The following is a 26,785-nucleotide window of genomic DNA, read 5'->3' as shown; positions in this document are numbered from 1 at the left end:
GCTTCGTTGAGTCAGGCAGTATCAAATTGAAGAACGTCTGACCATTTTTTATGGAACAATAAATTACTACACGTTTCCTTCTATACCTAAAAGATCAAATATCCTCCCATATGGTATTAACAACTCACCATTTTAATATGCAATGCTGTTATCAGTGAAAAAATATTTACCACTTTATAAATTGATAGATACGACTTATCTCTAAACCTTAAAAAGACAAAACATTCAGGACGTATTTGCTGTGAAAATACCGCAGTTTTCATCCGTCTATAACTAATCAGGCGTTTTATATACTCCCATTTAGCTATATTTATACATACATCTAACCCTCCGTGTATGAAAAAAATGTTTGTTTTTATCCTATTGCTGCCAACAGCATTGTTTGCCCAACAAGAACAGGTAGACTTATCCATGATGCAGAAGATCCGTACAGAAGGACTCGAACACTCACAGGTAGCGGATATTGCGTACCATCTGACAGATATAGCGGGTCCGCGGCTCACGAATTCTCCAGGTTACAGAAGGGCCAGTAAATGGGCCGTACAAACCCTACAGCAATGGGGGTTAAAGAATGCAGCACTGGAACCATGGGGGCAGTTTGGTAAAGGCTGGAGTACAGAACATGCTTATGTGGCTTTAAAAACACCTTACTATCAGCCATTGATCGCCTATCCCAAAGCCTGGAGCAGTAGCACAAAGGGACTGGTAACAGGTAAGGTTATTTTACTGGACAGTCTTTCTATTGCGACTATTGATCGATTGGGAGCGGCCGTGAAAGGAAAGATCATAATAGAAAATACAAATGATACTTTGCTGCGACCAGTTCATATACTTTACCGTTATCCGGATAGCGTACTGAATAATTTACCGGATAAATACATGATAGAGAGCCGCGAAGAAGTAGTACACTACCTGGAAATAGTCAGGAAGCAGGCCGCTGTAAAGAAATACCTCGCAGCAAAAGGCGCCCTGGCTTTGATAACGATGTCTCCTAACGGGAGAGATGGCACCATGGAAGTAAGTGGCAGAAGTGGCTATGTAAAAGGGTATGAGCTGCCTTTACCCGAAGTGGTAATATCCAGGGAAGATTATCTCCGTTTCAGACGTTTACTTCGTTCATCCGTACCAGTGAGCCTGGAAATGGATATCCGCAATCAATGGTATACCGATGAGCTCAAGGGCCATAATGTTGTAGCAGATATCCCCGGAACAGATCCGGTACTAAAAAACGAAGTAGTCATTATAGGCGCACACCTGGATTCCTGGCATAGCGGCACAGGTGCTACAGATAATGGCGCTGGCTGCGCAGTAATGATGGAAGCCATCCGGATATTACAATCATTGGGCGTACAACCCAGACGCAGCATACGTATTGCACTATGGGGAGGAGAAGAACAAGGGGTACTGGGCTCTTTTAATTATGTGAAAAATCATTATGGTAATCCCGCTGATATGAAGTTGTCACCGGAGCAGCAGCAGGTTTCTGCTTATTTTAATCTTGATAACGGCACAGGAAAAATCAGGGGAATCTATCTGCAGAATAATGATGCCACCGGTCCCGTTTTTCGTAGTTGGCTACAGCCTTTTGCCGACCTCGGTGCTACCGGTATCACCAGAAGCAACACCGGCAGTACAGATCATTTGTCCTTCGAGGCTGTAGGTATACCTGGTTTTCAGTTCATTCAGGACCCATTGGAATATGAAACCAGAACACATCATACCAATATGGATACTTATGATCACCTGGCTGTACAAGACCTTCAGCAATCTGCCATTATCGTAGCCGCTTTTATCTATAATGCCGCTATGCGTAATGATAAGCTGCCGCGTAAACCATTACCACAGCCGGGGAGATTTTTATTTGACCTCGATTATCCGTTGTAAATGGCAGCGGTATTTTTCGAATAACAAAGAAGGGGTTTCAAAATTCCGATGAATCCCATAGAACTCATTACCTGCAACATGCATTTTCATTATGTAGGCTCCGTCGAGCCTATGCCTAGCACCCGCTAAGTGCCTATAGTAGCATTGCAGTAGAGGTGGACTTGATGCGGGGATGACGTCCGGATGTATAATCCCTATGAAATTGCATCAGAAGACGGATGGAGGTCAGCACTGGCCATAGCAAAGCTGCTTCAGTATTAAGGCTGTAGCTGTGAGAAGAGAATACTATTAAAAGGAAGCAGGTATAAGGGGTTTATTTATCAAAATATCTCCGTGGGCAAGATCGCTTTATTCCAGTTGAATAACAGCTGGATATGCGTGTGTATAGGTAAGAAGGGAAGGCAATATCGTCCGCTTTGGGGGAGTACGTTTTTTAGCATATTTGGGTACTTGTGGCGCTGCCACTGCAATGATATCGGCGGCCGTATATTGTCTGCTGCGCGATGGGCCATCCTTGTACATCGCTCTTACCTGGAAAACTACTACCAGTGAGCCTTGCCCGGGTACATCGAGTGAAACATTTGTTTCCTGGAAAGTGGTATCCGTATCTATCATGAGCGTAACCGTTTCGCTTCCCGCCACCTGGCGTGATTTAAAATCAATACGCGTTGCGATCACTTTTACTTCGAGGGCAGCCATACCTTTATACCCGTCGATGGTTTGTGCGGGAATATTTAATATCCCGTTATTCAAGAGCCGGGGAGCCACCGGAAAGAAACGATCTACTCCTGTATGCTGATTGAAGCGGAAGCCTGTTAGAGCCTCGTGATGATCGCCGGCAGCAATGAGCAGCCTGTTGAGCCGATTGATGTGGCCGCCGTCACAATGGATATCCAGGTTGCCGTAAAAAGCCTTACGGATAAAAGCGCCTTTTCTACTGGCGATGCCAAAGCGGCGGGATGCGCGACGGGTAGCAGCCGTTTGCTGCACGCTTTGAGGCATGGAGCGCAGAAAGTATTGGCCATTGCGCTTATACCCAATGAGAGGACCGAGTTTTCCCGTAAAGGGAAGGATAGACATTTGTTTTGCCATGGGAGATTATTTTGATTACTATAAATATAACATAATTCGGGGAACCTGTTTTCGGGACAGATGGAAGCTTAGCTAAAGGGAGTGTAATGGGTATTATATAATATTCAAAGATAGTGTAGTGGGGATTTGAAAATGACAAATGGGAGTGTATGGGCCTTTAGAGAATATTGAAAAATGGATATCCCCCCAGGTTTTCGGCTTGATCCCATCGTATCCTGAATTGAGCTTATGGGGCTCTAATTTTCATCTCTAGTTCCTGCTGCCTGCCTTCGGGTCCTGTACGTAGTTTTTTGCTTTCAAAGATTCCGACAGCTGCAATACATCTGGTAATGGCGCATAATTCAACCTTTCACAATGGGGGAGACAGTGAAAGTATCGAATACTAAAAATGATGTCACGCGAAATGTTATTCTTTGCACTTAGACCTCTGGCTGGCGTCCAGACATCTAAGTGATAAACTGTTGGTCAAACTGCCAGCGGTTCGTTTTCATAAAATGCTCCGGACAATTAACTTGCCATAAATGGTACCTTATTACTCTCTGTTGTGTATATATACTAATGTTCAGGAAAGTCACCTGTAGGCATTCCCACATAATATAGCTGCGGAGATTAGCTAAATCGGGAAGATGGTGGCAAAGGAAATTTATAAATAATAAAATTTAATGGCAATTAATACTCATATAAATAACTGGATTGATAGGGCTGACTTAGTAATGGATTACTACACGCTATTTATTAAAGCATGGATACCCTACAATGCGTGGTACATGCTTAATTTTTATGATGAATCAAGTAATCCAAAGAGAGATAGGGACGGCGCCATAATTAATCATATAAATGCAACATCAAATCGATATCGGGACAAGATAAAAAGTTTACTTAAAGGGATGGATGATTCTTCCAAGGAATTTCGTTGGCTTATCGGTCGCTTACATTATGAATTAGAAGCTAATCCTATTCCTGATTTTGAAAACAGAATCTCATTTTCAACAATTAGCTTAAATAGGAATAATACAAAAACACATTCTCAATCATCAGGACAATTTATATATTTCGTTGAATATAAAGACTCATTGCCTAAGACCTCAAAAAGGTGGTTTTTAGAAGTTCAGAAGAAAAGAACTAATCAAACGATTCACCGGGTAGAACTTTTTAATTGGTCCATAGTTGAGTTAACTAATGACTCTGATTTTAACGCCATTCCTGATTGGGAAAAGAAAAACCAATTGAAAGAAGCCTTTCAAAAAATTAATCCTAATAAACCAATTGAAATTATTATTCCAGGAATATCAAAGACAGGTAAATCTACGCAACCCAATAACAGTATTGTGATTGATGGAATAAGTGACCTTTATTTTACAAATGACTATGATTTGGTGAGTAAGATAATTGTTCAAATGCTTTACGAGTTGAGATGCAAATTGTTTCATGGTGAATTGGATCCGATAGAAGCAAACTCCGGAGTCTACGAGTTTGCTTATAAAATTCAAAAAACATTAATTAAAGAACTTAGATAACATGCAATTTATAGAAGCAAAAGACAAGAATTTAGCAGATGTCCTTTCAAATAACAGGTATAAAATAGATTCATTTCAGCGAGAGTATCGTTGGCAGCGAAAGCATATTGAAGCTTTGATAAGCGATTTGTGCATTTGCTTTGATAAATTTTATAATGTAGACGACACAATTGAAAGTTATGAAGATTATGGCGGCTATTATATGGGGCCAATAGTGCTCTGTGATGATAAGAAAAGTTTGTCGATCGTTGACGGACAACAGCGTTTGACTTCATTCACATTGTTGCTTATTTATTTATATCACGCACAGTTACAACTAATGCTGCCAGAGAATCAAGTCAAGGATTTAAAGCAGTTTTTGTATGTGACAAAAGGTGGAAAAACCACACTCGTTCTAAATGTTGAATCACGAAATGATGTAATTGAGCATTTGTTCACCAACCCCACGGAAGTATATGAAGCGGACGAAAAAAATAAGGATGAATCAATTCATAATCTAATAGCAAGATATGAAGATATAACTAAGCTATTTCCTGAAGAATTTATTTCAGTAGAGAAATTACCAATATTTATCGAGTGGATGCTGGATAAGATTATAATGGTTGAGGTAAAAGCATATTCTATGGAGAATGCGTATACAATTTTTGAAACCATGAATGACAGAGGACTAAGTTTAAACCCAACAGAAATTCTTAAAGGGTTTTTACTTTCAAAAATTGAAGATGAGAATAAGGGAGAAGAAATGAACTCATTTTGGAAAAATAGAATTGGTGAATTGAAGTCTGTTACTGGAATTGATGGTGATTTGGACTTTTTTAGAGCATGGCTAAGGGCAAAGTATGCCGAAACAATAAGGCCTAAGCAAGTTGGGTCTGAAAATGAAGATTTTGAATTGATAGGAACGCAATTTCATTCCTGGGTCAAGAATAATTCAACCAAAACATATTTGAAACAAACTGAGGATTACTATTTTTTCATTCGTTCTGATTTTGATTTCTTTTCAAATCTTTATATGAAAATTTTCGAACTTAGAAACACTTGTATTGAGGGATTCGAAAATATTTACTCATCAAATTTTTATCCAGTTGCGGATTCACTGACTTATCCATTGATTATTGCTCCAATTACAAAAATAGATGATTCATTTTTGGTGGATGAAAAAATCAAGATTACATCAAAATTTATCGACATTTATACTTTGACAAGAGTGATGGCAGGGAAAGCAATTACTCAGAGCTCAATAAGATATGCAATGTATGAGTTGGTGAAATTAGTCAGAAACCTGGACCCTTCTTCGCTAAAAGAAAAGCTCTCTTTTGAACTTGAACGATTGGGAAGCAAACCATTTTCACCGCTTAGTATCCTTCATAAAATGGACAATTGGGGTTTTTATCACTACCTTTTTGCCAGACTATTGTACAAAGAAGATAATGAAGTCGAATTTTCATCTCTCTTAAGAAGTAAAAAACAGAATTCTTTAATACTATTTAAGTTCTTTTCTTTTGAAGAAAAGCCTGAAAATATAGAAGATTTGAATTGGCAAATGAATATTGATTCTGTTGCGGGGCACTGTTTGGTAAGAAGATCTGATTTAGATAAGATTCATTCAAAAAAAGGAATGAAGCGACTGAACTACTTAATAAAGGCGGAGTATATGCCTGAAATGGCAGGGGTCGAGGTAGATAATATTGAGGAGTTTATTTCAATTAGAGATCAAAGACTTAGGGATCAGATTGATGAATTACTGGTTTATTGAGATAAGGACGGTCTCTTGGTATTCGAATCAATTGTAATGTATTTAGCTTTTGATGCTGGCAAAACGCAAAACGCAAAACGCATTCCGTATTCTTTAAAGATTTTAACATTATAAAAAAATATATACTTGGATTCAGGAGGATACACTCCATTTTATTTTGGAACAGATATTTTTTCTTTTGTTTAGCTAGTTTTATTGTAAAGCAATCCCGTAGCAAGACTGTATGTAGATGAAACAGGACGTAGTTACTCAGATTCAATGGCTAGGTGGAAACATAGAAAATGTGAAAGGAGCTCACGGGAAGATGACCTGGCTGTAATAGAATTCAGGCATCCTCGGTATCCTGATCACTATGGCGATGAAGCATATGGCGAAGACAAGTGATTATAAGCCGCTTTATATAGACGATAAACAAGGCTTTGCAAAAAGCTGATAGATCACTTCTTTTCTGACCATGAGGTTCCATACGGACAAACATTCTTTAGAAATAGACTGTTAACTCCATTTAAAGAGGGGCGTTTGGCTTTTATGAATGGAATGATATGTTTATTGACGAAGAGCAAGTGGATCTTAATTGTGATTGACGATACTGTCATGGCCTCAAAAGATGAAAGACTGAACCATCAACAAGTTGCCTGTTAAATCGGATTTGCTGCAAATTTAACTATGGTGGTTAGAAAATAAAGAACCTATCCTTGATAGGTCTATTCCATCATCCTATTGCCCCACGGCCTTATTAAGCGCAACAATCGCTGCTTTGAAATGTTGCCTCGTAATTACAAACTGGAAATTGACTTTTCTCAACGCTATCCCCACGCTTAAAATATTAATCTCGGCCTGGGCCAGTGCGGCAGTCGCTTTGGCCAATAATCCCGGCTGATCCATGTTTGAGCCTAGCAGGCAAACCATTGCCACAGGTTCAACCGTCACATGTTCATATTTTGCTTTCAGGTCCTTCAATAACTTCTGATTCAAATCACTTTCCCAGATGACGATGCTGATGCTGTTGGCGCTGGTAGCTTTAAAGGTATAGCTGATGCTATAACGGGCAAATACCTGCATGATATCGAGATCACTTCCCACGGCGCCTACCATTAGCGGGTCATAGATGTCGATGAGTAGTTGTTGGTCCGAACCGGTGATTACCTCCACGCGCTTATGTGCAGACACGTAATTTTTAGTGATCAGCGTGCCTGGATGTTCGGGTTCAAAGGTATTTTTGATACGAAGATTGATAAGGGCTATCTCCAACGGTTTGGCCGCTTTAGGATGAATAGCTTCCATGCCAACATCGGCCAGTTGGTCAGCAATGTCATAGTTGGTATACCCAACTGGTTGTACGTTTTCTATGCCTACCAATGCCGGATCGGCGGTTGACAGATGGTATTCTTTGTGGATGATGGCTTCTTCCGGCCGGAGGAGTTGCGCTATTCTGCTGAAAGTGACCTCAGAATAGCCGCGGTCAAATTCTCTCATGATCCCTTCCGTTCCCTTTACATATCCTGTGGCAATACAGAGACAGGTTTTAAGATCGATGGTCGCAAATTCTTCCCTGATGCGTTCATCAATCGTGAGGGAGCGTCCATCACCCAGGCCGCTTAGGTCCGCCAGGGCTACGTTAAGGGCTTTGTTCTGCAGGATGTTTGTCAGCACAAAGGCGGAATGGCTTTCGCCTACGGAGGCGAGAATCTCCCGAACCGCCAGCAGAATGCCTTCATTGAGGTATCCGGAGGCCAGCATGGTGTTGGCGCTATCGAGATAGGTCAGCACCCGGTTAATAATGCCATCAGTTACTTCGTCGGCATGCGCTATATTGAGCCCGAGAGGCCCGTAGTGGGCATTCAGCTGTTTAAGGTGAAGTCTGACGGCTTCAAGTGCCTGATGGTAATCATTTCCTGTTGCGAATTGATGATAGGCACCGGGTGCTTTTGTCTTTTTATTCTCCAGCAGCAGGTTGGTGACGCCGGAAAAAGCAGAAACAATAAAGACACGATTGTATAGTCTATCGCCGGTACGGCCGTAATAAATGATATTGTCGATTACATCTTTGAGGGCACTCATTGATGTGCCCCCGATTTTTTCCACAGTTAACATACTGCGAAACTATATAATTTATTAATGAAATGAAAGCGGGGAGCCGCCAAAATAATTTTAGTGCTAAAGGTAATCTTTCCGGCAGCTAGAACTTACCATTTGTATTTTTTCTGTCTTCTATTGGCGGAATGGTTTCAAATACGTCCCAGTGTTCTACTATCTTGTTCTCTTCCACCCTGTATAGATCATAGACGGCAGTATGTTTTCCCTGCCAATATGCTTCGCTCAATGCCAGTACAAAGTTTCCTTCTCCCAATACAAGGTGTAACTGTTTATATTCCAGGGGTTGTCCATTGGCTTTCCATTCCTGCATGGCTGTCACATAAGCAGCTACGCCATCGCCCAGGTATGGATGATGCTGTATGAGCAGGTCATTACTGAAATAGGTATGTATTTCGTTCCAGTTTTGTGGTATGAGGACATCTTCTGTGAACCTTGTTATGATTTCTTTATTGGCGGCCGTTTTATGATGATCTGTTGCCTTTGTTTTACCATCTGTCATGGTACGGCCAGCCGGATTTCTTTCTTTGGGTGTGGGTTGAAGATTATCCCAATGTTCAACGCTAATACCTTCTTCAAAGCGGTGTATGTCGAATGCCACAGTAGGTTCGAACAGGTAATAGTCTACATGTACGAAGCCATAGTCTCCGTCCTGGAATGCACGTACTACATTGGTATATATTTTTTCATGTGGCATCTGCGCGTGTAAGTCCAGGATGGCCTGTCTGCCGGTGGCAACATTCGGATTGTGCTGTTTGTACCTGGTAGGATGTAGCAGGCCCGTTTCCAGCAATGTGTTTGTTTCTATGCTATTCTGGATGGCTGCTGCTTTTTCGCTGTTTGATAAATTGTTCATGGTAGCTTGTTGTTTTAACATTTACGGAAGCAAAACTCCTGATAAGCCGGGATGCAAACAATACCCGTGAAAATTATCAGATAGGGGGAAAATTATCGCTATGGCGAATGAATGGCGTAAGGTGTATTTTTGCAGTAATAAGTATTAAGATGTATCAGAAGAAAACAACAAATGATCTGATTGCCTGTGGTATGGGCATTACAATGGAGGTGATTGGCGGAAAGTGGAAGCCCTGCCTGATACTTTCTATTAACAGGGGCCTTAAAAGGCCGAGTGAACTGCATAAAGCACATCCTCATGCATCCCCACGGGTGCTTAGCCAGCAACTATCGGAGCTGGAAGACTATGGGATCGTTAAAAAGTATGTTTATCCGGAATTACCGCCCAAAGTTGAATACACGTTGACGGCTTATGGTGAAAGCCTGTTGCCTATATTATTTGCGATGGAAACATGGGGAGAGAATTTTGAAAATGTATTTCAGCCTATGCACTTAAGCAGACAGCACAAGCTCAATAAAGTGCTGTGAGCGCAAGGGTGGCATCTTTCACAAGGCCACCTTTTATTTTTAAGTACATTTTCATACAATTTACTGAGATCTGAACACTTTTACGCGGGCATTCGGTGGGACCTTTGAGTACATCAAAATATTTAAAATGAAAATTGTACTTACCGGCTCTCTCGGGCATATCAGTAAACCGCTCACTGAAATACTGGTGAAGGAGGGACACCAGGTTACCCTCATCAGTACAGATCTCAACAAGCAGGCCCAGATACAGGCAATGGGTGCTCAACCCGCTATTGGCAGCATTCAGGACCTGCCTTTCCTCGTTAACACCTTTGCCGGCGCAGATGCTGTTTATTGTATGAATCCACTGGATTTCACCGCAAGGGATCTGGATGTATGGGATAGAAATATGGATAATTATATTCAGGCTATCAGGGAAACCGGGATAAAGCGGGTAGTCGTGCTCACCGGCTGGGTAGCGCACCTGCTGAATGCTATACACCCGGAGAAAAAGTTTGAGACATTGAAGGACGTGGCTATTACCTTTGTACGACCAGGCCCTTTTTACAGTAATTTCTATCACCTGAAGGATATGATCCGCCAGCAGGGCATGATTGCATCCAATTATGGGGGAGAAGATATGGTAGCTTTTGTGGCTCCGGAGGACATTGCAGATGCCATCGCGGAGGATATCAATACTCCGGCAGCTGCCGGTTTGAATGTGATGTATGTGTCCAGCGAGGAACTTACCTGCACACAGGCTGCACAAATCATAGGAGAAGCCATTGGCATACAAGACCTCCAATGGATAGTACTTCCCGGAGAACAAGTAAAACAAGGGCTCGAAGCTGCCGGCGTATCGTCTGAGGTGGCGGGATTATTGATGGAAATGCAGGAAAATATGCATAATGGGAAAGCACAGAAGGATTATTACCTTAACAGACCAATACAAGGAAAAAGAAAACTACGGGATTTTGCCAGGGAGTATGCTGCCTGGTACCATCAAAACTAAATACTATGGCCGGAAACCTGCCCCTGAAAATAAAAAGTATTCATGAGCTATTGCAGCTGAGAGGCTTGCCTGATACAAAACACCCGCTGATTAGTGTACTCAATATCGGGGAATTAAAAAAACAGTCTAAGAATATTGATATCGTGGTGACTGCTGATTTTTATTTTATAGGTATGAGCAAGTCCACACAGGCTTGTTTGAAAATGAAATATGGTCAGCAGGAGTATGATTTTGACAAAGGTGTGATGAACTTCATCGCACCGGGGCGGGTATTTAGTTTTAATGCCGATCAGATGGAGGCATTGAGTCAGTCCGGATGGTTGCTACTGCTCCATCCGGACTTTCTCTGGAATCATCCTCTTGCATTGAAGATAAGGCAGTACGAATTCTTTGATTATGCAGTAAATGAAGCCCTGTTCTTGTCTGATCAAGAGGAGCAGACTATCAGTGGGTTGTTTAAGAACATAGAACAGGAGTATAGTACTAATATAGATAAATTCAGCCAGGGGATTATTATTTCACTCATCGAATCTCTACTGGGATATGCAGAACGCTTCTACCAGCGGCAGTTCATTACCCGTAAAATCACCCACCATGGTATTGTGAGCCAGCTGGAAGCATTGCTGGAAAAAGCTTTTGCGCAGGAAACACTGGAAGACAAGGGGATACCTACGGTGAAAGAGATATCCAGTCAGCTTAATATTTCGCCTAATTACCTGAGCGGTTTGCTCAAAACGCTTACAGGCAACAGTACCCAACAGCACATACAGGAGAAGATCATAGAGAAGGCGAAGGAGAGACTGAGTATGACAGATTTGTCCGTAAATGAAATAGCTTTTGAACTGGGGTTTGAATATCCGCAGTCTTTCTCGAAACTGTTCAAAACTAAAACGAATATTTCACCACTGGAGTTCAGAAAGTCCAGCAGGTTTTAATCAAAAGAGGTAGGCGTGGTCATTCATCAGTTATCGTTGCCATTCTTTATTAAACTTTTCTACCTCGGCTTCTGAAGGAGCAGCAACTGCCATCACCTGTCCGGTCCCATTCTTTGATATATAAAACTTTAATGGGCTGAATTGTTTTGAGCTTTCCAAAATGGCTTCATAATAAACGTCACCATTTTTTACGCTTCGGTCTAGTTTAAAGAAGGACGCGTATGGTGCCAAACCAAGTCTGTACACGTTGCCGGTATCCACCGATATCGTACTTGCTGCGGTTACAAGAGAATAAGAATTGTTGGTGATAGCGGTATCAGGTTCAGGCAAATTTGATCCAGTCACAGCACTGTTTTTTTTACAGGCAACAATAAGCGGGAAAATCAGGAAGCAAACAAAATTTATATTCATAAATGAATTTACAAATATTATTTATACTTAAATGCTCATTTGCCACCCCATATTCCAAAACTTTTTCTTTGTAAAGTTTATTAAGTTAAATGAATAATTAAATATAGCTATGCCACCATTTCTTCTCCCTTTGTTTAAGGCGCATATACCAACGGCAGGGGATATAGAGCGTAGCCACTACCATTATCCAGACAAGATAAACTACAGGAAGATTGAATCCCCACCCGGAAGGCGGTGCGCCCCGGAAAGGAAAATTGAGCATGGTTTCAACAGAGAAACCACACAGAACTGTAACCAGTAACTGAGTAGCATGCATTAAATAGATGTGCAGCACGTAAAAGAACATCGGCACTTTTCCATATACACTTAATATATCCGTGAGCCAATTCTGTTTATACTCAAGAAGCGCCAGGGCAGTAATAGCTACTCCCAATGTCATCAAAATATAAAGTAAGGAGGGAGGATATTTATTACATTTTATAAAATCAAGGATGCTTTTCCACCAAACGTCCTGTAGTTGCCATGGAAATGGATCTCCATAAAAGTTGAAAAAACGCAATAGTATAAATAGTACCAGGCATCCCAATCCTATCTTTATAAATAGGGGCACTCTGAAAGCAGGAGGATATTTAAAGAGCGTTCCGAAAGCATAGCCAACAGCCATTACGCCTATCCACGGAATGAGCGGATAAAGAACGAATATACTTTCATAATTGTTTATCTTATAAATTCCGGACTCGTGCAGTAACATCCAAAGGTAGGAGGAACGCCCAAAGCTACTGGCGGGTAGCTGATCAAGGGTGTTATGTCCAAAAATGATCACTAAACCAATCCAGAGAATATATTTAGGATGTAGAAATATCAAACCGGATAAGAGGATCATACTCCAGCCAATGGCCCATATCACCTGTAAAAATATCAGGTGAAATCCCGGATCAAACTGCCAGCCAAAATTAAGAATGGTAAGCTCCATGAAGATGAGCCATACACCTCTTTTAAGTAGCGTTAAAGAGGCCTCTTTGTGGCTCTTTTTTGACAGCGATAGAAATGCACTGGTCCCTGACAGGAACAGAAAAGTTGGCGCACAGAAATGGGTGATCCAACGCGTCATAAAGAGCAGGACAGACGTTTTATTGAGGTCTAAAGGATCATAGTTAATTGAACTAAAGTAATCACGGGCATGATCAAGCACCATAATGATCATTACGATTCCCCGAAGCGTATCTATGGAGTTAATTCTCTGGTCAGTTTTGGTTGAAATTGCTTCCATTTTTTTATTATAATATCATTGTATAAAATTGTCGCATGACGAGGCCAGGGATGGCTTGTTTCCAAAAAGTTATAACAACGTAAATACATTTTCAATGATCTGATGAGCGTACCTGCTGGATACATGTTGTATAAAATCAGGGAAATCGATGGAAGAGTTTTCATTACACTCATCTGAAATGATCCGGATAACCGCAAAGGGTACGTCATACTCATAACAAACCTGGGCTACAGCCGCACCTTCCATTTCTACACAAAGGGTTTCCGGGAGAGCACCATACAGTTGTTCTTTATCCTGCTGACTGGCGAAAAACTGATCACCACTGGCTATCACCCCGGTATACAAGCGCGGATTATCCAGCGCAAAACGCGCTATTTCAACGGGTGCAATAAATGATCCGATACCTTTCTTTAACATACCTTCCACAGCTTGTTGCGCAATAGCCAGGTGCTGCTGATCTGTTTCAAAGTAGCTCATTCCCAACAGCGGAATTTCATACTGCGGCATTAAAGGACGTGCATCCATATCGTGCTGAATCAATCGGTCGGCTACTACAATATCTCCAATTTTTAGCTTCGCATCGATAGCTCCTGAAACACCAATGAACAGGAGATCCGTGATGTTAAATTTAGTAATCAGACTCGTGACAGTGGTGGCTGCTGCGACCTTTCCCCACCTGGAGAAAACCAAAACAGTTTTTATTCCATTGATAGTTCCTGCATAATATGTTCTTCTGCCAAAGGAAAACTCTTCTATACCAGACATCAGTTCCAATACGCTGTTGATTTCTTCATGCATGGCCCCCATAATGCCAATTACCTTTTCATTCATAAGAGTAAGCTTGTTTTGTATAACCAGTTGGTAGGGATGTTTAAGATATAAGTAGGCGACAAAAATAGACCAAAAGGGCGAAGTTCAAAATTTATTTAATTACCCGCTGCCACCGTCAGCAATGCTCCCTTGCATCGCGTATTTTGTACATCGGATATTTTACGTATGGTCGTAAATAACTTCATCCCTGTTCCGGTGGGAAGCAGGGATGAAGTTATTTACAGTAAGGATCAGGCCTATTTCTTTCTTACTAAAAGCAGCATACACAATACGGCGGCAACTGCATTGATGATACTAAACCAATCCCCCCATCTGCTGTAAAGAGTTGTATGGTATTGCGCATCAATGGTTCCCGTTAACAGGGTAGGAGTACCATTGTCGCCATTGGCTTCAAACAGCACTTTACCGCGATAATCGTTAATGGTCAGTCTCCCTTGCCGGGCATTTCTGATCATACCAAACCCGCCTTCCACGCTTCTCATGATGGCCATACGGCTATGCATCCAGCCATCAACGACAAAGTCCCAGGCCGGAACATATAAAAGATTGCTTTGTGACTTTCCATAACCCAGTATATACTGTTGGAAATCCATATCCTTGCAGATAGCAACGCCTTCTGTAGCACCGTTCCGATGGAATAATGCCCTTTCTTTTCCGGGCCTGACGGTGTCCAGTACTTCCCCTTCAAATAAATGGACTTTCTGGTAATCGGCGATGAGCTTTCCTTCATCAGAGATGACCCAGGCCCTGTTTTCATAATAATCCGCTTTCTTATTTGCTACAGAGGCAATGATAAATACCTGGTGAGCGATGGCCGAGTCTTTGAACATCTGCAGGATCACGGGGCGACCGGTATCCTGTACGGTAAACATCTTTTCAGGGAATACCACTACTTTGGCCCCTTGTTTTGCCAATACAGCTACTTCCTGCAGGTAGAGATTGGCCAGGTGTAAATTCCTGTCCTCCCCGGCCACATACTTCCTGTGATAGGCCTGCTCATCGATGGTGGCCATCCCCACGCGGACTGATTTTTTGGCGGAAGGAGTGTCACTAAGCCGAATTATACCGAAAGCCATTGTTGCAACAAGTATACCCACCGTCACGAATGATAGCGTCCTGACGGGAAGTTTATTTTTATACCTGAACAGGATGAGCGCAATGGCGGCCGGAAAAAACGTGGCCAGGAAGGTGATGCCTTGTATTCCTGCGAGGGAAGCAACCTGCACAACAGGCAGGAAATCGTTTTGTGTATAAGCGATGCTGCCCACTGTGCCATCCCGGGAGTAAAGGAACAGCAGGTATTCAAAAGTGGTAAATAATACCGGGAACGCAAACACGGTGGACCAATGCGTATAGGTGAGCATAATTTTACGGGCAGCTATCACCAGCAATGCAAATATCAATGGCAATATCAGCGTAAAGATCAACACCAGCGGCATAGGCAACACGCTCAATAAATAGGGGACCCAGCTGAGTCTGCCTAATAAATACCCGGCAAAAGCGATGGCAAACGCCCACTTTCCGGAAAGCCGCAAGGAAAAATAAAGTATGGGAATTGGCGCCACCCATAAGGTATACCAGGTATGTGCGGTAAGGCTAAAGGATAAGTACCAGCAAATGCCTGCAAAAAGTACTCCTGTGGCCAGTAAGATTTTGGATACGGGCTGTGAATCCGACATGTTATAAGTTTGGTATAAATGTCAAAGCTATAAAGGTTTTTCGGGGTGGAATTGTATATTTTAGACAGGCTGGTGTTTTATCAGAATGGCTGCTATCTTATTATCCTCTTTTTTAAACTGGCCGGGGGTGGTACCGGTAAACTGCCGGAAATCCCTTATGAAATGCGCCTGGTCAAAATAATTACACTCATAGCAAATATCGGTCAAAACATCCGTGGTCCGCATAATTCTGACGGCCTTATTGAAACGTAGTATTTTGTGGTAATACTTTGGCGTGTAGCCGGTGTTTTTCAGAAAAACCCTTTCCAGCTTCTTATAGTACCAACCTGTTTGCTGACAGATGGTTGCAATAGATATATCTTCCTGACTGTTACGCAGCGCATCGATGGTGAAGTTGACCAGCAATCTGTCGTCAGGTGTACTTTTTAATGCCTTTTTCAGTAATACATCCAGCGCCTGTACCATCTTCTCATCAGTAGACTGCTCCTGCAAAAGCATCTCCCAGTTTTTTAGCTGTGCACCTAAAATCAGGTCGGCAGGAATGATCGCGTTTAATAACCCGGATGCCGGTATTGGGGTAAATGCCAACAGGCCGCCGGGTTTAAATCTCACGCCCAGCATGCGGGTTTTACCGTTGCTTTGGGCATAAAATATCCTGTTACGTTGTCCCATCAGCATGGGACCATTCAAACGGGTCCCTTTGGGATTGTCTGCTGAAATTAACCAATCCAGCGGCGCACCAAAATTAAATATCAATTCCACGCGGCCACCAGGTATTAAACGATCCGGAGTATCCATAAACCCTCCAGGCGCATTTAATAGCCAATAGCATTCAATAAAGTCTGCTAAGGGAGCGGATGGATAATATTGCTGATAGCTGAACATGGCATGCATCACTTTAGTCTAATGACGGAAATTCGCCGGCGAGACTTTTACGGTCGTCCGGTGTGGGCTGTTGTATTGGATGGGCTTCTACCTGAACTTCTTCTGTAATCCACTCTGCCGCCGGGTCCTGGCTGATGACTGTTGCTGCGGCTACCAGCTTTTCAAAATCAATACGGGCTGACCCATCTTCCTCGTCTCTCAACACTTCCCGCGTTACAGGAACAGTTACATAGGTGTCTTCGTATATGATTCGTCTCATCCTCAAAGCAATCGAATAGGTTTTATTTTCTGCAGTCATATAAAGTTGGAACTAATTACCATACAAATTAATGAATTGTTCGCTTTGGTGGCGCTTTTTTAATGCATAATTTGTAAAGCACAAAAAGAAGCAGCCAACTGTTTTCAGCTGGCTGCCCGTCAAAGTTTACTTATGATGAAATGATTTAAATCGGAACCTGCTTTTTATCAGCGCAATGATTTGAAGGCGGCGCGGAGTTCTTCGGAGAAGAGTTGTGGTTGTTCCCACTGCGCGAAATGGCCGCCGTTGTTAGCCTCGTTGAAGTAAATAAGGTGATGGTAGCTACGTTCTGTCCAGCTGCGGGGCGCCTGGTAGATCTCACCGGGAAATACGGTTACCGCTACAGGGATGGAAATTTCAGCAGTCCTTTGCTCCACAGCATTGAAGTTGTTGTTATTGTTTTCCCAGTAAAGCTGTGCAGAAGATGCTGCAGTATTGGTAAACCAATAGAGCGAAATATCATCGAGCATTTCATCTTTGGTAAGTACTTTTTCCGCATTCCCGCCGCTATAAGTCCAGTCGTTAAACTTGTCTAAGAAAAAAGAAGCAAGACCAGAAGGTGAGTCCGTGAGTCCATAACCCAGTGTTTGCGGACGGGTTACCATGAGTGCAGCATAGCCACCGCCTTTGGTATATAAATTATTCAGTGAATTGAATGCTGCCTGTTCCTTAGCAGATAATCCGGCCGGTGCAGGATCTCCGTTTTTAAGTGCTTTTGCTACGTCAGCAGGTACTGTTGCCGGCATGTTCACGTGGATACCTATGAGGCCTGCATAATGCTGACGCGCCATGGCATCTGCCACTACAGAACCCCAGTCGCCGCCCTGTGCCACATAATGGGTGTAACCGAGGCGGGTCATCAGTTGATCCCATGCGTTGCCGATGCGTTCAGGCCCCCAGCCGGTACCCTTGGGCTTTTCAGAAAAGCCATAGCCAGGCATGGAAGGGATGACTACATCAAAGGCATCTTCCGCACGGCCGCCATAAGCCTCGGGGTTAGTCAGGGGGCCAATGATTTTTATAAGTTCGAATACGGAACCAGGCCAGCCATGGGTGATAATGATCGGCAGGGCTTTGGGATTTTTGGATTTGACATGAATAAAATGAATGTCAAGTCCGTCGATTTTAGTAACGAATTGTGGCAGTGCATTCAGTTTTGCTTCTGCTTTTCGCCAGTCGTAATTTTTATCCCAGTACTTTACGAGGCCCTGTATCTGCGCTAGTTTCACGCCCTGAGAGCGATCGGTAACCGTTTCCATGTCTGGCCATCTTGTTGCTGATAACCGGTGATGAAGATCAGTGATCGCCGCTTCCGGGATACTGATATGGAAAGGCCGGATTTGTTCAGCATTATTGGTATTAACCTGGGCGAAACCTGGCACGGTGGCCAGCATAAGTGCGCTTGCAATAACCCGGCTGATAAGGGTGTGTTTGTTCGTTTTCATCATGTTAGGTTTAAATTTTTTTTCTTTTTGTGGAGATGTTGATCATGCGGCAATCCTGTGGTTTTTTTTCAAAGGATGCACTTGCAATGAATAGCATGGACAGCAGTGATACCAAACCGATAATTAGTTTGTGCGGCCCGTGTGTATTGTGTTTGTCCATGGTGTTTATTTTTTTCTTATTTGCTTCTCAAAAGTATTTCAACCGCAACAGGTCGGCCAGCGCAAGTCAGCCAGCCGGACATAATCGTAGGGGAGTTAGACATATTGATTGGTGAACCGGACAGGCTAACTAGGCTTTTAACGTCATGAATAAAAGGGTGAGGGCACAAAATGATCAACCCCGCTATTATAGCGGGGTTGATCATTTTAAAAATTCATTATTAGCTCTGAAAGGGGACGTTACCCGATCCGGCAGGGCGACATGCTTTTCATGGTTTTAGGTGGCCGGAGACCATTGACTGTGGCCGGTTTAAACTTTTAAAACGAATCATTTTGAACAATTACTTTTCCTGTGTGTTCATTTTGAGAATTTATCAACCATATCGTATGCTGAGAATACTTCCTTTGATCATCCTTTTCACAGGGATCAGCCAATTTGCCTGGGCGCAGGATGCCAATTACTGGTCTGACAACTACGGACCTGCCGGATTTTTTACCCCAGGTGCAGTGCTGGCCAACAATCGCGACAGCGGGGTGCTTTTTTACAACCCAGCCTTGCAGGCCTGGACGCAGAAGAAGGCAGTATCTATTTCCGGAACTGTTTACCAGGTGGAGTCTATCAAAATCAAGAATGGGACGGGCACGGGGAAAGATTTAAAATCACGTATTACATCCAGTGTTCCGCAGATGCTGTCCGGGATGGTAGCATTAGGCAAAAAAAAGCCCGTGTATATTGGCTATGCGCTTATGCATACAGCCGTATTTAATTACAATGTATCCCAGCAACAGGACACCAAACTGAATATACGGGATAGTGCGAACGCTCCCGGCCTGGAGTATTATATCGGGCAGTATAATTTTCAAAATATAACAAGGGAAACATCGGCGCTGATCAGCACCGGTTTTGCACTTACAAAACGATGGGCGATAGGGTTTATGGCCGAAGGGCAATCGCGTTCCCAGCATTACAGTGAAACCTTCAGTTCACGGGCATTGCTCGGCAACAGTACCACCAGCACAATGCCGTTGGCCAGTAATGAAGGCGTCTACCAGGTAGACTATCATCATATCGGACTGCGATTAAAAGTGGGACTCAGCTATGAAATGGAAAAGCATCATGTTGGATTACTGTTTTCTTCACCACTCATTCACCTTGGAGGAAGGGGTACTTTACTGAGTAATAATGCTATTGCCAATATTCATTTCATCCCACAGGAGGTAGTGAATCTACTGGCGAGTACGCGGCAGACAAAACTAAAATCCGATTATAAAGTGCCGGCAAGTATTGCGCTGGGTTATGCATATGACTACGATAAAGGACAGGTGTATGTGGCCGCAGAATACTTCCTGAAAGTAAAAGAATACAATATCCTGACTCCACGTGCAGAAGGTTTTGTAAGACCGGATACCGGAGGCTCCCATTCTTCTACAGCGGCATTACTGGAAATGAGGGAAGCGAGGAAAGCAATTTTTAATATAGGCGTTGGCGTTAGTTATCAGCTGAAGCCGCAGTTGGTAGCATATTGTTCGCTACGCACTGACTTTAACTATGCGACCCGGGAAACCACTGATGGCTTTTCACCCAATACTGCGATATGGGACAATTATTATTGTCAGTTAGGGTTGAATATAAAGAGAAGCAAATATAATCTCCGCACCGGCATTTTATTGGGATACGGTCATACAGGCAGCTATCAGCAGCCGATTAATTTTGATGATCCCAAAGAATCCAATTTACTGACCGGCACCATCGGTACAGTACCGGCGACCCGCGTAACGGCAGGGTTAATGATCGCTTTTATTCATAATCTGTAAATGCTGATTAAATAAGTCAGCGCTATATGGAGAAGAATATGCTTCTCCATATAGCGCTGACTTGTTACATAGATTTATTCCTTCATTACTTTCAGGGTTCTCACCTGACCATTATGCACCAGTTTTATCACATAGATACCAGCTGGCAGTGAAGCCGCGGATATCATTTCCGTATAGGCGCCGGCGTTAAGTTGTCCGTTTACAGGTATCAATCTTTGTTTGCCTGTTATATCATACACCGCCAGTATCGTGTAGCCATTTGAAGGCAGACTGAATTTTACCGTAAAGTATGCCCCTGCAGGGTTAGGATATACGGAGAAGGCAGGTGCTTTTGATAATTTGGAGGCAGCCAGGCTGGTAGTTGTGTTAATTTTCACTTCCGCATAGCTGTTCCACAGGTTTAAGTTATTACCATGTCCGAGAATACGTACATACTTCGCCGTTTTACCGGTAAATGTAAAGCTCTCAAAATTGACGGAGGTACCACTGCTCTGCAAGCCCGTAGCGGCATTGGTCCAGGTGTTACCATCTGTGCTAACCTGTACATCAAATAGAGAACGGCGGGTATCACCTTTAAAAAATGCGATATCCACGCCAGTAACAGTAGCGGTGCTACCCAGACAGAATTGTATCCACTCTCCGTTGCCGCTTGCTGACCAGCGGGTATTCATATCATTGTCGAGGGCATTGGCGGCTACGTTTCCATCATCGCTGCTGGCAGTAGCCGGTGTGCAAGCCGGGCCTCCTGTTGAATCTGCAATCACTGCGAGTTGTGGACGATTCGCTGCTGCCTCTTTTGAATTGAGGAGTATACGTGGATCGTGTGCCTGCTGACTTTTCAGTACAAGCGTTATCTTTTTTCGTCCTGCCAGCAGTTCACTTTGCACATAGCTGGTTACATCCCAGGTATAATACCTGGCGGTATCATTGGTCAGTACGGCAGATGCTAAAGCGGTACTGCCGGTTGCCGGTTTATTATTCCAGGTAATGGTTTTTTCGGACCAGGTAATATTACTGGCCGGATATGCTGCGACTGGTACGCTGGTGGCAACCGTACCATCTACACGGCCAAATACTTTCAGTACCACGGATGATACAGCGCTCGCCGCATTGGTGAGGTCAAAAGTAAAGTAGGATTCACGGGCATTATTCAATTGTCCGGCTGGCGACACTTTAGTAATCAACAGGGTGGAATCTGTTGTACCAAATGTGATGGCTGCATTGGTTCCATCTCTCACGTATGCATCCTGTACGGGTGGCAATGTGGTGGCGGCGGGTGCTGCTTTGAATATAGCCGTATACGTAGTATCATTATCAGTAATCCGGATGTTCTGCACTCTCGCGCCTCCATGTACCCAGTGATCAAAAATATAGGTAACCCCGTTAAGCGTTTGCGGAGAAGGGGCATCCATGGGTCTTACCATCCCGGACAAGGTAGCCGAAGAATACGGTGTGGTAAAAGGAATATCATTGAGGCGGATCTGCAGCCCGGCGGGTTGTGTATTCAATGTTATATTGGAGGTAACCGGGAACATTTCTACATAAGTGGTATCCAATTCACCTCTGCTATCTTTCACAGAAAGAAGAATGCGATACCAGATATCTGTTTCCGTATGTCCTTCTGCAGAAATAACAAAAGTGCCTGTTTTAACACTGTCAGGTACCTGCGGACCGGGATGGATATGATTGGCATGATGGAAATCAATCCACCAATGAAATGCACTGGCAGGAAGTGTTCCATCTTCGGCATCCGTACCGGTACCTGTAAATCTAACGGTATCGCCTGCACGGAATGTGGCGCCGTTTACAGGAACTGTGATAGTGGCAACAGGTAGTGTATTGGGTTTGGCAATGGTCAGTTTTGCGTTGCTGCTGGTAACGCTGCCGGCGGTGTTGGTCACTACTACGCTATAAAGACCGGAATCTGCCGGTTGTACGTTGGAGATGGAATAACTGGCTGTTGTGGCACCACTGATATTTACGGCATTCTTTCTCCACTGGTAGGTGGGAGCGGGGTTGGCAGTAGCCACTACACTAAAGGTGGCCGTTTGTCCTTGCGGTATGCTAAGCGATTGTGGCTGCGTAACGATGGCAGGGGCCTGTGTGCCGGTGTAAATAAGTTTGTACAGCGCACTATTATCCCGGCTCAGGAAATAAAGATTTCCGTCATTACCTTGTTTAAGATAAACAAGTCCGCCGCCTAAACCTGTTGCAAAGGCTGTCCGTGTGGGCGATGCAGGGTTGATGTAGTTGATCCATCCTCCGCAGTAGTCCAGGAAAAAGTATTTGCCATTGTAAGTAGACGGATAGTTGCTGATGGCGCCATTGAAAAAAGCGCCTCCGTTGATGGCACAGCCTTGTCCGTCCGGAGGAGCCGTATTCCTGTTGGTGCTATATTTATAAATAGGATCGGTTAAGCCGGTACAGCCGGAAGAGCAGGTACCTTCTTTGTCGGGCCATCCGAAGTTACGGCCACTGACAGCAGCGTCGTTGATTTCTTCCCAGGTAGATTCACCCACGTCATTGATAAGGATCTTGCCGGTAACGGGATCAATGGAATTGGTGAACGGGTTTCGTAAGCCATATGCCCAAACGCGGCTGCGGGCAGCTCCGCCACTGAAGGGGTTTCCGGAAGGTACAGAACCATCGGAGTTGATGCGTAGCAGTTTCCCCATATAGCTGTCGAGATTTTTGGCATTGTCGCCTACTTTATTATCTCCTACAGAAACATATAGTTTACCATCATTACCAAAAGATAATCCGCCTCCGTTATGGTAGATCGCACTTAGGGTCGGAAGGTCCAGCAATGTGGTTTCTGATCCTGCAATATCTCCTGTCATTGTAAATCGGCTCACGCGGTTATGTGGACCGGAAGTATGGGTATAATACAGGTAGATATAGTGATTGGTAGCAAAGCCGGGATCTGCCGCAATACCTATCAGGCCGCGTTCCCCGCTGCTATTAACGGAAAGGGTAATAGCCGGAGTGGATAGCAGGCTACCGTTTTTGATGACGCGTAGCTGCCCTGTTTCCTGGCATACAAGTATGCGGCCATCAGGAAGAAAGGCCATCGCGCTGGGACTGCTGATACCATTGGCCACTTGTACCCGTTGGAAGTTGGCGGGTAGTGATTGTGCTCCGGCCGACAGCCATAAAAGTGGTAAGAATAAATAGAGAAGTAAACTTGTAATTGCGTATTTTTTTTTCATAACAGGTTTTCTTAAAAGAGAAATGTTTGAGGGTTCAATACCAGACATAGGTTGCCCGTTTATGCATAATCTTACTGTTATACATAGCAATGCTATTACACACTGATGCGGACCGCCTTTTTAACGGGTGTAATAAAAAATAGGGGGACTCATAAAGCAGTTTTTAAGGATGAACAATAGGGTTATTATATGTACAAAATATAGAAACGAAGTAGGTTACAACACTGGCTCGATGGTCTTTCAGAATAATACTACAGGTTACAATTATTTCTGCCGGAAACTACGTGGGATTTTAGCTGTGTACTGAAGTTATGCAATCGTTTGCAATAATTAGCATATTATTTTCACATTTCCCGATAGTATATTTCGGGTAATGCAGGTATGTGAAGAGAAAAGGGAAGAGATGGATCTAATGTAAATGTGCGAAGAAGGCCTATTGGCCTTCATTACTGTTCAATTGCTCTTTTCAGCATAACCAGTGTGGTATTCCAATAGAAATTAAGGTGATGGTAGATGACATCTGTCGGAAAGTTGGTTAAAGATAATTCCAGCGAAGTATGCTGCTCCATGGGAATTAAGGTAAACCGGATAATGGTATAATTTTCGTTTTTATCAGGGAGTCGGGATAAGGAGCTGAGGAAATTATAACTAAGGACCTGGTTAGGTAAATATTCCAGTACAATGCCCTTGTTTTCAAACCTGGCGTGATGGAACCCTTTTATAATAATAGGAGCTCCAATCTGCCAACTGGTAGTAATGTCCAGATCCAATGCTGCATCTCCCATCCATTTGGCCATTAAGGTAGTATCAGTAAGTGATTTCCATACTTCGGCGGCCGGTGCTTTGATGTCTGTTTTTTTGTCGATGATCTTTTCCATGGGAGAAGGTAGTGATAAAGTATGGCGTCAAATTAAGCAATGCGAATGGCAACGCAACAGACTTCTTGATGAGCTGAGTAAAATATGGGATTAGTGGTGACTTAATGCAGGAGTATCTCTGATTAGCGGAACAGCTATTATCAGTCCGGCGCCGGTAAAAATATTCAGGTATCACCGTGCCGCCAGGGTGATCGTCATCACCCTGGCGGCACAATTGCTTTCTGAGACAGGCTAAAAGCCTTCTTTTCTAATAAAAAAATTGCTCTAATACAATCTGACCATCTTTTACTTCATATAACATGATCTGTTCAATTTGTATTCTGCCGTGGCCGTCTACCGTAATATCCACGGTACGTCCTACTGAAAAATGGTTACCGCCTACTACAGGTAGGGTAGTACTTGCTGCATGAACATCTGTTATTTTGGCTACGAAGTCCTTTCCCTTTTTCCGAACGGCTTCTTTACCTTCGGCATATCCCATATAGGGGGAATTTTCAGGGTCTATACTTCTTACGTTGTCTGCAAAGAACTCGTCCTGGATTTCAAACCACTTTTCCTGCTGGGCAAGTTCGTTAAATCTTGTGGCCACTTCCTGAGTGGTCAATGCTGTTGCGATCATAAAAATTTATTTTTTTAGTCAGACAATTTTTTATTTAATAAGAATTCTAACTTTTTCAGTTTCGATGTCCAGAACTTATCAAAGAAGGAAATCCATTGCTGTAATTCATTGAACCCCTCCTGTTTCAGCGTACAATACCTTTCTCTGCCGATGTCTTTGATAGAAATAAATCCTGCAGAGTATAGTATTTTGATGTGCTTTGAAACGGCCGGACGACTCATGTCGAAATTTTCAGCGAGGCTGTTGATGGTTAAGCTTTCTTCTGAGAGTAGCGTTAGCATCTTCCTCCTGCTCGGGTCAGCAATTACCTGGAATACATCAAGTGTTGGTTGTGCCATTTATTCTGGTATTTATGCGGTCAGCGATCTTCTGTAAGTTTTTGAGCCATCCGTCTGTCAGTGCATTGTACATGTTGACATTTTCTGTTTCAGAAAAACCGCTATGCAAAAGGAAAAGTTGAGTCCCCTGATCTTTCTGTTCCAGTTTCCATTCCACTACAGATTCTATAGTGATCTTGCCGTCTCCGGAGCCGCTATTCCAGGAATAGGATAACTTTTTGAAAGGAACAATCTCCAATACCCTGCAATAAACTATTCCATCGAAGTTGAGGCTGGGTATGGGGTTGGTCCTGAATTGGAAATCATGCCCGATAACAGGCTGGAAATCATTTTTCATGAGCCATTGTTCCATCAATTCAGCATTCGTGAGATATTCCCACACTATCTCGGGAGGATGGGGGAAGAAGAACTGGTGATTAATGCTTGCTGCCATAATACGTAACTTTTAAGTTACCCAAAGGTATATGTAACTTTTGAGTTACCCAAATATTTTTTGAGAAAAAGGGAAAGGAAGACGAGCCGACAGATAAATCGAATCTATTTCATCCTTTTTTTATTAATATGCTGATGAATTGCTTACCACAAAATAATAGCAGATGGAAAAGTCATATTATATACAAGACGTCACTATTGACGCAGCAAAAAATCCACGACATTTTACTATACCTACTGAAAATGAGCTGGCTAACCTGAAGGTGGGAGAAAAGGTCAGACTTTTCTTCGTTTTTAATTTTCCCACAGACGATGGTTGCCGCGCAGAAAGGATGTGGGTTGAACTGTCGGAAACAAATGGGGACAAGTTAAAAGGATATTTAACAAATCAACCGCATTATATTAAAGACCTGAGCATAGGTGAGGTCATTGAGTTTGAGAAGAAACATATTGCAACAACCATCATTAAAAGAAACTTTGATGAAAAGAAGAAAGCAATCATCACCAGGAAAGCATTAACGGAAAAAGAGGTTAATTGGCTTATGCTAGGGGAGCCTAATAATCCCGAAGATAGTGGCTGGCAACTTTTTTATGGTGATGAGGACGAAAGCTATTTGAATGATTACAAAAACGCGGCTATTATTACGTTGGAAGAAGTTTTGAGTTTTGAACCACGACTGGAAAAAGCATTTATGTCAAATCACCGGGCTTTTGAGTGGGATGCAGATGAGAATGACTTTACAGAAGTGCATGATTTTAATGGCACAATGGATTGAACGCTTCGATTATTGGCGGGCATGTCAACTTAAGAGTTGTATACTTAATCAATAAGTATTCACTCTTAAGTTGATTGGATTGTTAAGC

At 43.0% G+C, this 26,785-nt stretch carries 23 protein-coding genes; 8 read left to right on the top strand and 15 right to left on the bottom strand.

What is annotated here, in order from left to right; translation table 11 throughout:
• Positions 1 to 336: 336 nt before the first annotated feature.
• Positions 337 to 1,884, top strand: a complete 1,548-nt coding sequence (locus tag AB4Z08_RS28360) for a M20/M25/M40 family metallo-hydrolase (RefSeq protein ID WP_441577164.1) — start codon at positions 337 to 339, stop codon at positions 1,882 to 1,884.
• Between the two features lie 348 nt (positions 1,885 to 2,232).
• Here AB4Z08_RS28360 and AB4Z08_RS28355 read toward each other — a convergent pair whose 3' ends face one another.
• Entirely contained in the window at positions 2,233 to 2,976 is a 744-nt protein-coding gene (locus tag AB4Z08_RS28355; protein WP_441577163.1) for a hypothetical protein, read from the bottom strand.
• A gap of 662 nt (positions 2,977 to 3,638) precedes the next feature.
• On the opposite strand from AB4Z08_RS28355, the gene AB4Z08_RS28350 reads away from it, so the two are divergent.
• On the top strand, positions 3,639 to 4,493 hold the full coding sequence (locus tag AB4Z08_RS28350; RefSeq protein ID WP_441577162.1) for a hypothetical protein: 855 nt from the start codon (positions 3,639 to 3,641) through the stop codon (positions 4,491 to 4,493).
• Position 4,494: 1 nt separating this feature from the next.
• On the top strand, positions 4,495 to 6,249 hold the full coding sequence (locus tag AB4Z08_RS28345; RefSeq protein ID WP_441577161.1) for a DUF262 domain-containing protein: 1,755 nt from the start codon (positions 4,495 to 4,497) through the stop codon (positions 6,247 to 6,249).
• Positions 6,250 to 6,966: 717 nt separating this feature from the next.
• Here AB4Z08_RS28345 and AB4Z08_RS28340 read toward each other — a convergent pair.
• Both AB4Z08_RS28340 and AB4Z08_RS28335 read right to left on the bottom strand, forming a co-directional pair.
• The gene (locus AB4Z08_RS28340; RefSeq protein ID WP_441577160.1) at positions 6,967 to 8,343 is read right to left on the bottom strand and encodes an aspartate kinase; all 1,377 of its coding nucleotides are present in this window, start codon (positions 8,341 to 8,343) and stop codon (positions 6,967 to 6,969) included.
• 85 nt (positions 8,344 to 8,428) lie between these two features.
• Positions 8,429 to 9,199 carry a nuclear transport factor 2 family protein gene (locus AB4Z08_RS28335; protein WP_441577159.1) on the bottom strand — a complete coding sequence of 257 codons (771 nt, stop codon included), beginning with the start codon at positions 9,197 to 9,199 and terminating at the stop codon, positions 8,429 to 8,431.
• A 149-nt stretch (positions 9,200 to 9,348) separates the two neighbouring features.
• Between AB4Z08_RS28335 and AB4Z08_RS28330 the strand changes: the two genes are divergently transcribed.
• From AB4Z08_RS28330 to AB4Z08_RS28320, 3 genes are all read left to right on the top strand, one after another.
• Positions 9,349 to 9,726, top strand: coding sequence for a winged helix-turn-helix transcriptional regulator (locus AB4Z08_RS28330; RefSeq protein ID WP_441577158.1), 378 nt, complete (start codon positions 9,349 to 9,351; stop codon positions 9,724 to 9,726).
• 127 nt (positions 9,727 to 9,853) lie between these two features.
• On the top strand, positions 9,854 to 10,717 hold the full coding sequence (locus tag AB4Z08_RS28325) for an NmrA family NAD(P)-binding protein (protein ID WP_441577157.1): 864 nt from the start codon (positions 9,854 to 9,856) through the stop codon (positions 10,715 to 10,717).
• 5 nt (positions 10,718 to 10,722) lie between these two features.
• On the top strand, positions 10,723 to 11,652 hold the full coding sequence (locus AB4Z08_RS28320) for a helix-turn-helix domain-containing protein (protein ID WP_441577156.1): 930 nt from the start codon (positions 10,723 to 10,725) through the stop codon (positions 11,650 to 11,652).
• 30 nt (positions 11,653 to 11,682) lie between these two features.
• On the opposite strand, the gene AB4Z08_RS28315 is transcribed toward AB4Z08_RS28320, so the two are convergent.
• The 7 genes from AB4Z08_RS28315 to AB4Z08_RS28285 form a co-directional block, all read right to left on the bottom strand.
• Positions 11,683 to 12,063 carry a hypothetical protein gene (locus AB4Z08_RS28315; protein ID WP_441577155.1) on the bottom strand — a complete coding sequence of 127 codons (381 nt, stop codon included), beginning with the start codon at positions 12,061 to 12,063 and terminating at the stop codon, positions 11,683 to 11,685.
• A 97-nt stretch (positions 12,064 to 12,160) separates the two neighbouring features.
• Positions 12,161 to 13,333 carry a DUF1624 domain-containing protein gene (locus AB4Z08_RS28310; protein WP_441577154.1) on the bottom strand — a complete coding sequence of 391 codons (1,173 nt, stop codon included), beginning with the start codon at positions 13,331 to 13,333 and terminating at the stop codon, positions 12,161 to 12,163.
• A gap of 69 nt (positions 13,334 to 13,402) precedes the next feature.
• Positions 13,403 to 14,164: a 5'-methylthioadenosine/adenosylhomocysteine nucleosidase gene (locus tag AB4Z08_RS28305; protein WP_441577153.1), complete on the bottom strand. Its 762-nt coding sequence runs from the start codon at positions 14,162 to 14,164 to the stop codon at positions 13,403 to 13,405.
• Positions 14,165 to 14,400: 236 nt separating this feature from the next.
• Positions 14,401 to 15,843: a nitrilase-related carbon-nitrogen hydrolase gene (locus tag AB4Z08_RS28300; protein ID WP_441577152.1), complete on the bottom strand. Its 1,443-nt coding sequence runs from the start codon at positions 15,841 to 15,843 to the stop codon at positions 14,401 to 14,403.
• A 60-nt stretch (positions 15,844 to 15,903) separates the two neighbouring features.
• Positions 15,904 to 16,728, bottom strand: a complete 825-nt coding sequence (locus tag AB4Z08_RS28295; RefSeq protein WP_441577151.1) for a DUF6597 domain-containing transcriptional factor — start codon at positions 16,726 to 16,728, stop codon at positions 15,904 to 15,906.
• A 13-nt stretch (positions 16,729 to 16,741) separates the two neighbouring features.
• Positions 16,742 to 16,987, bottom strand: a complete 246-nt coding sequence (locus AB4Z08_RS28290) for a hypothetical protein (RefSeq protein WP_441577150.1) — start codon at positions 16,985 to 16,987, stop codon at positions 16,742 to 16,744.
• A 206-nt stretch (positions 16,988 to 17,193) separates the two neighbouring features.
• Positions 17,194 to 18,471 carry an epoxide hydrolase family protein gene (locus tag AB4Z08_RS28285; protein WP_441577149.1) on the bottom strand — a complete coding sequence of 426 codons (1,278 nt, stop codon included), beginning with the start codon at positions 18,469 to 18,471 and terminating at the stop codon, positions 17,194 to 17,196.
• Between the two features lie 546 nt (positions 18,472 to 19,017).
• Between AB4Z08_RS28285 and AB4Z08_RS28280 the strand changes: the two genes are divergently transcribed.
• A complete protein-coding gene (locus AB4Z08_RS28280) occupies positions 19,018 to 20,445 on the top strand; it encodes a hypothetical protein (RefSeq protein ID WP_441577148.1) in 1,428 nt (475 codons plus the stop codon).
• A gap of 74 nt (positions 20,446 to 20,519) precedes the next feature.
• On the opposite strand, the gene AB4Z08_RS28275 is transcribed toward AB4Z08_RS28280, so the two are convergent.
• The 5 genes from AB4Z08_RS28275 to AB4Z08_RS28255 all read right to left on the bottom strand — a co-directional run bounded on the left by AB4Z08_RS28275 (position 20,520) and on the right by AB4Z08_RS28255 (position 25,922).
• Positions 20,520 to 23,654 (bottom strand): PQQ-dependent sugar dehydrogenase, encoded by a 3,135-nt coding sequence (locus AB4Z08_RS28275; RefSeq protein WP_441577147.1) that lies wholly within the window; start codon positions 23,652 to 23,654, stop codon positions 20,520 to 20,522.
• Between the two features lie 446 nt (positions 23,655 to 24,100).
• A complete protein-coding gene (locus AB4Z08_RS28270; protein ID WP_441577146.1) occupies positions 24,101 to 24,532 on the bottom strand; it encodes an SRPBCC family protein in 432 nt (143 codons plus the stop codon).
• Between the two features lie 247 nt (positions 24,533 to 24,779).
• Positions 24,780 to 25,151 (bottom strand): SnoaL-like domain-containing protein, encoded by a 372-nt coding sequence (locus AB4Z08_RS28265; RefSeq protein WP_441577145.1) that lies wholly within the window; start codon positions 25,149 to 25,151, stop codon positions 24,780 to 24,782.
• Positions 25,152 to 25,165: 14 nt separating this feature from the next.
• Positions 25,166 to 25,489, bottom strand: a complete 324-nt coding sequence (locus AB4Z08_RS28260) for an ArsR/SmtB family transcription factor (protein WP_441577144.1) — start codon at positions 25,487 to 25,489, stop codon at positions 25,166 to 25,168.
• Positions 25,470 to 25,922 carry an SRPBCC family protein gene (locus AB4Z08_RS28255; protein WP_441577143.1) on the bottom strand — a complete coding sequence of 151 codons (453 nt, stop codon included), beginning with the start codon at positions 25,920 to 25,922 and terminating at the stop codon, positions 25,470 to 25,472. The genes AB4Z08_RS28260 and AB4Z08_RS28255 overlap by 20 nt, the downstream gene beginning before the upstream one ends.
• 163 nt (positions 25,923 to 26,085) lie before the next feature.
• On the opposite strand from AB4Z08_RS28255, the gene AB4Z08_RS28250 reads away from it, so the two are divergent.
• Positions 26,086 to 26,697, top strand: a complete 612-nt coding sequence (locus AB4Z08_RS28250) for an immunity protein Imm33 domain-containing protein (RefSeq protein WP_441577142.1) — start codon at positions 26,086 to 26,088, stop codon at positions 26,695 to 26,697.
• The last annotated feature ends 88 nt before the right edge of the window (positions 26,698 to 26,785 follow it).

Origin of the sequence: Chitinophaga sp. RAB17 (genome assembly GCF_052114225.1) — a bacterium.
GTDB lineage: Bacteria > Bacteroidota > Bacteroidia > Chitinophagales > Chitinophagaceae > Chitinophaga.
Note: the sequence above shows the minus strand (reverse complement) of the source record. Positions and strands in the feature narration are given on the sequence as shown.